Consider the following 5,360-nt stretch of genomic DNA (forward strand, 5'->3'; position numbering starts at 1 on the left):
AAAGCGGTCTTTCCTTCAAGAAGATGCTGACTGATTCGCCGCCTTCGCGAGCAGGCTCGCTCCCACAAGGGGGAGGGCAGCGAACCCGACAAACGCCACTCCTCTGTTTTTTCTCTGTCATCTTTGCCATGCATGCTCTATCAACCAGAGACGCAGCTTTCAGAACTTTCTTCTCCGGCCGGCGGTCATTTACTGTAGACATGCCCCAGGCACTTCGTTTTCGGACTATTGAGTGGTGATCGAGATGGAAAGTATCAGTCTCTTGCTCGGTGAGGCTCTGAGCCCGTACCAGGTGACATTGACCCCGTCAGGCCTTCATGGCGAATGCCGGGTGACACTGAAGAATGCGAGTGGCATTACGGTGGTCGAGCGCGAGTTCAATCAGGCGCAATTGACTGACAAGCGTTCGCTGACCGATGTGGTCGATGGCTTGCATCGCGATGTGCTGATCGCGGAGGGGCGTCTGGAGCCCTGTGTTATCGCGGCATTGCGCAATGTCGCCCAAGACAGGCTGTTGGCCAGCCGAAATTGAATTGTCATTTGTGGGAACCTTCCTGCATCCGAGTCAGTCAGACCCATTAACAGCAGGATCAAGCATTGTGCTCCGGTGCTTGTAGCTTGCTGCTACGGGTCTTTATGTAGACCACGTTTAACCCCGAGTCGTCTCCCCACTTCTCGGGGTTTCTTTTTGCCCGGAATTTGTCACTGCCCGGCCTGCTGCTCGAAAAATTGCCTGGAGGCTTCCAGGTATTCACTGCGACTTTCCGGGTCGAGCCAGGCAGCGTAAGCCTGACTCAGGCCATCACGAGGCAGGGTACGCAGCAGTTGGTTGATCTCGATGATGGCCTGCCGGCCTTGGGGGGTGTCGGTGCAGCCGATGTAACCGGACAGGTACTTGCCTGTGCCGCGAATCGGGTAGAACAGCAATTCATCCTCGGCGATCCCATGCTGCTCGGCCTGGTAGCGGATTTCCGGTCGATAGCCCAACAGCAACTGCAAGCGTCCGAGGCGTTGCATCTGCAACAGGCTGCCCAAGGCATCGTTGCCGTAATGAAGCGTCAGGGCCTTGGGCGGTGCTTGTTTGATGAGTGCGTCGAGGAATTCGCCATAGTTGCGTTCGGCAACAATGCCCAGGCTCACGCTGCCCGTTGCGAGCAGTGCTGCGAGGTCCACCTCGCCGTCCTTGATGAATGGCGTCAGCACCTCGCGATCAACGCGCTTCACCGCCAGACCATTACTCATTGCACGAAAGACCGGCACGGAAAACGCAATCCATGTTTCGCGCTCCTTGCTCCAATTCAGCGCTGCGTCGCATACGAGGGATGGCTCGTGGAGCATTTGCAAGCCGCGAGCACGATTAACCTTCATCACGCTGTGTTGGTACTGAGGCATGTTGGCGATCAACCGAGACAACAACTGATCGATGACGCCCTGGCCTTTTTTCGGTCCGTCGAAAATGAACAGTGGCGGCAGGTCCCGCTTGAGCCAAAGTAAGGTTTCCTTGGGTTGGGCGAAAACGGGAGCGGCCAGAAAAGCAATCAGCAGCACGCCCGCCCACGCGCGCAATACCGACCTGTTACACATCAGGCGGTAGTGGGGATACCACGCAGGCGGGCGCTTCAGCTCAGATGGCTCCGTCTTTGCGCAGCTGTGTGATCTGCGACGCGTCATAGCCAAGTTCCTGGAGTACCTGGGCGTTGTGCTCGCCCAATTGCGGCCCGACCCATTCACAATCACCGGGTGTCTCAGAGAGTTTCGGCACGATCCCCGGCATCTTGAAGTCTTTGCCATCGGGCAGCTTGGTCTGCAGGAACATTTCCCGGGCCAGGTATTGCGGATCGCTGAACATGTCTTCGGCACTGAAGATGCGGCTGGCGGGCACGTCGGCCTGATTCAGGTGCTCAAGGACCGCGTCCAGCGGCAGCGAGTTGACCCAGCGATCGATGACCCCATAGAGCTCATCGCGACGGCTGTCACGGCCGTCATTGCTGGCCAGCGTCGGGTCATTGGCCAGGTCTTCGCGGCCAATGATCAGCATGAAGCGTTTGAAGATGGCGTCGCCATTGGCACCGATCTGTACATGTTTGCCATCGGCGCTGGTGTGGATCGAAGAGGGCGTGATCCCGGGCATGATGTTGCCGGTGCGTTCGCGGATGAAGCCGAATACATCGAACTCCGGCACCATGCTTTCCATCATGGCGAAGATCGCTTCATACAGCGCCACGTCCACCACTTGCCCCTGCCCGCCGTTGACTTCGCGGTGACGCAACGCCATCAATGCGCCAATCACACCCCAGAGCGCGGCAATCGAGTCGCCGATGGAAATGCCGGTGCGCACCGGGGGCCGGTCTTCGAAACCGGTGATGTAGCGCAGGCCGCCCATGGATTCACCCACGGCACCGAACCCCGGCTGATCCTTCATCGGGCCGGTCTGGCCGAAGCCCGAGAGCCGGACCATCACCAGCTTCGGGTTGAGGGCATGCAAGACGTCCCAGCCCAGACCGAGTTTTTCCAGCACACCCGGGCGGAAATTTTCAATCAGGATGTCCGCTTCGCTCAGCAGTTTTTTCAGGATCGCCAGACCGTCCGGATGCTTCAGGTTCAAGGTCAGCGACTTTTTGTTGCGCGCCTGCACAAACCACCACAGCGAAGTGCCTTCATACAACTTGCGCCATTTGCGCAGCGGATCGCCACCGTCCGGGGATTCGATCTTGATCACCTCGGCACCGAATTCAGCGCAGATGCGCGAGGCAAACGGACCAGCGATCAAGGTGCCCAATTCAATGACTTTCAGACCTGAGAGCGGTTTGGCGGTGAACGACATACGGGTTCCTGTAGGACAAGAGGCTGAGCGAATACAGACTTTTAACATAGCCGACTGTCTGGCGCTCAAGGTAGATCGCCATCAATTCGTTGATTGATGGCTGCATCGGTTAGACTTGCCGCCTTTCCACGTATCAAGAAGCCCGTTCATGGCCCAGCCGTCCACCACCTACAAGTTTGAACTGAACCTGACCGACCTAGACCGCAGTGTCTACGAGAGCGTCAAGCAGACCATCGCCCGTCACCCTTCGGAAACCGAAGAACGCATGACCGTGCGCCTGCTGGCCTACGCCCTCTGGTACAGCGAGCAGCTGTCTTTTGGCCGTGGTCTGTCGGAAGTGGATGAACCCGCCTTGTGGGAAAAGAGCCTGGATGACCGCGTTCTGCACTGGATCGAAGTCGGCCAGCCGGATGCCGAGCGCCTGACCTGGTGTTCGCGCCGCACCGAGCGCACCAGCCTGCTGGCCTATGGCAGCTTGCGCGTCTGGGAAGGCAAAGTGGTGCCGGCGGTGAAAAACCTGAAAAACGTCAACATCGCCGCCGTGCCGCAGGAAGTCCTGGAAACCCTGGCCAAAGACATGCCCCGCGTTATCAAGTGGGACGTGATGATCAGCGAAGGGACGATTTTCGTCACCGACGACCGTGGTCAGCACGAAGTCCAGTTGCAGTGGCTGGCCGGCGAACGCGGCTGATCATTCGCCGCCGGACCGCGTCACCCGGATTTACCCTACGTATTCAAGAGAAGCCCCTGTCACCCCATGCGCATCGAACCTCGTCTGCTGCCCGAAACCCTGCCATTTCTCGGTGATATTCCGCCGCTGTTGACCCGCCTGTACGCGGCGCGGGGCGTACAGTCCGAAGCCGAGTTGGATAAGAGCCTGGCACGGTTGATTCCGTTCCAGCAGCTGAAGGGCATCGAGGCCGCGGTGGATTTGCTGGTGACAGCGCTGGAGCAGCGGCAGCGGATCCTGATCGTCGGCGACTTCGACGCCGACGGCGCGACGGCCAGTACCGTGGGCACCCTGGGTTTGCGCCTGTTGGGCGCGGCGCATGTCGATTACCTGGTGCCCAACCGGTTCGACTACGGCTACGGCCTGACCCCGGAAATCGTTGCGGTGGCACTGGAGCGCCAGCCACAGTTGCTGATTACCGTGGACAACGGCATTTCCAGCGTCGAAGGCGTGGCAGCGGCGAAAAAGGCCGGGCTTAACGTCCTGGTAACCGATCACCACTTGCCTGGCGATGAACTGCCGCTGGCCGATGCCATCGTCAACCCGAACCAGCCCGGCTGCGGCTTCCCGAGCAAGGCGCTGGCTGGCGTCGGAGTGATTTTCTATGTGCTGATGGCCTTGCGCGCGCGCTTGCGCAGCCTGGGCTGGTACGAAACCCGGCCGCAACCGAACATCGGTGAACTGCTGGATCTGGTGGCCCTGGGCAGCGTCGCCGACGTGGTCCCGCTGGATGCCAACAACCGGATTCTGGTGCATCAGGGCCTGGAGCGGATTCGTGCCGGACGCGCCCGACCGGGAATCAAGGCGATTCTGGAAGTGGCCAAGCGCGACCACGCGCGCATCACCTCGACCGATCTCGGGTTTATCGTCGGCCCGCGCTTGAACGCGGCGGGGCGCCTGGATGACATGAGCCTGGGCATCGAATGCCTGCTCACCGAAGATGCTGCCTTGGCCCGGGAAATGGCCGCGCAACTGGACGGGATGAACCAGGACCGCAAATCCATCGAGCAGGGCATGCAGCGTGAAGCGCTGGCTCAGCTCAAGGATCTGCCGGTGGAATCGATGCCGTTCGGTTTGTGCCTGTTCGATCCCGAGTGGCACCAGGGTGTCATCGGAATCCTGGCGTCGCGTATGAAAGAGCGCTATTTCCGTCCGACCATCGCCTTCGCCGATGCAGGAGACGGCCTGCTCAAGGGCTCCGGACGTTCGGTCCAGGGCTTCCATATTCGTGACGCCTTGAGCGTGGTGGCGGCGCAGCATCCGAACCTGATTACCAAGTACGGTGGCCATGCGATGGCGGCGGGGCTGACGTTGCCGGAAGCGAACTTTCCACTGTTCGCCGAAGCCTTTGATGCTGAAGTGCGTCGCCAATTACGCGAAGAAGACCTCACCGGGCGCCTGCTCTCGGACGGCACCCTGGCCGTCGAAGAGTTTCACCTGGAGCTGGCCCGCGCATTGCGCCATGCCGGTCCTTGGGGCCAGCACTTCCCGGAGCCGCTGTTTCATGGGGTGTTTCAACTGGTCGAGCAGCGGGTGGTCGGTGAACGGCATCTGAAAGTGGTGCTCAGAAGTGAATGCGGATCGGTCAAGCTCGATGGCATCGCCTTTGGTATCGACCGTGACATCTGGCCCAATCCAACCATCAAGTGGGTGGAATTGGCCTACAAACTCGACGTCAACGAGTTTCGCGGCAATGAGAGCGTTCAGCTGATGATTGCTCACATCGAACCGCGTTGACCCCTTCGCGAGCAGGCTCGCTCCCACAGGGGATACGCTGTACCAGTGGGATCGAGCCTGCGCCCGCTA

General features: G+C 59.9%; 5 protein-coding genes. 3 read left to right on the top strand and 2 right to left on the bottom strand.

Annotated elements, in window-relative coordinates; translation table 11 throughout:
- Positions 1–244 precede the first annotated feature (244 nt).
- The gene (locus HNQ83_RS30835) at positions 245–532 is read left to right on the top strand and encodes a DUF3509 domain-containing protein (protein WP_175392612.1); all 288 of its coding nucleotides are present in this window, start codon (positions 245–247) and stop codon (positions 530–532) included.
- Positions 533–702: 170 nt separating this feature from the next.
- On the opposite strand, the gene HNQ83_RS30840 is transcribed toward HNQ83_RS30835, so the two are convergent.
- Both HNQ83_RS30840 and HNQ83_RS30845 read right to left on the bottom strand, forming a co-directional pair.
- The gene (locus HNQ83_RS30840; protein WP_175392613.1) at positions 703–1,671 is read right to left on the bottom strand and encodes a TIGR02285 family protein; all 969 of its coding nucleotides are present in this window, start codon (positions 1,669–1,671) and stop codon (positions 703–705) included.
- Positions 1,625–2,824, bottom strand: coding sequence for a CaiB/BaiF CoA-transferase family protein (locus tag HNQ83_RS30845; RefSeq protein ID WP_175392614.1), 1,200 nt, complete (start codon positions 2,822–2,824; stop codon positions 1,625–1,627). Before HNQ83_RS30845 ends, HNQ83_RS30840 begins: the two co-directional genes overlap by 47 nt.
- Positions 2,825–2,972: 148 nt before the next feature.
- Here HNQ83_RS30845 and HNQ83_RS30850 point away from each other — a divergent pair, with 148 nt between their 5' ends.
- Together HNQ83_RS30850 and recJ are read left to right on the top strand one after the other, a co-directional pair.
- Complete coding sequence (locus HNQ83_RS30850; RefSeq protein ID WP_175392615.1) at positions 2,973–3,515, top strand: YaeQ family protein; 543 nt, start codon at positions 2,973–2,975, stop codon at positions 3,513–3,515.
- Positions 3,516–3,581: 66 nt separating this feature from the next.
- Entirely contained in the window at positions 3,582–5,291 is a 1,710-nt protein-coding gene (gene recJ / locus HNQ83_RS30855; RefSeq protein WP_175392616.1) for a single-stranded-DNA-specific exonuclease RecJ, read from the top strand.
- Positions 5,292–5,360 lie beyond the last annotated feature (69 nt).

The organism is Pseudomonas sp. C2B4, from assembly GCF_013359695.1.
Taxonomy (GTDB): Bacteria; Pseudomonadota; Gammaproteobacteria; order Pseudomonadales; family Pseudomonadaceae; genus Aquipseudomonas.

Excerpts from the sequence above, each read along its gene's own strand:
- HNQ83_RS30835 (WP_175392612.1), top strand. The coding sequence starts at position 245 with ATGGAAAGTATCAGTCTCTTGCTCGGTGAGGCTCTGAGCCCGTACCAG.
- HNQ83_RS30840 (WP_175392613.1), bottom strand. The coding sequence starts at position 1,671 with ATGACGCGTCGCAGATCACACAGCTGCGCAAAGACGGAGCCATCTGAG.
- HNQ83_RS30845 (WP_175392614.1), bottom strand. The coding sequence starts at position 2,824 with ATGTCGTTCACCGCCAAACCGCTCTCAGGTCTGAAAGTCATTGAATTG.
- HNQ83_RS30850 (WP_175392615.1), top strand. The coding sequence starts at position 2,973 with ATGGCCCAGCCGTCCACCACCTACAAGTTTGAACTGAACCTGACCGAC.
- recJ (WP_175392616.1), top strand. The coding sequence starts at position 3,582 with ATGCGCATCGAACCTCGTCTGCTGCCCGAAACCCTGCCATTTCTCGGT.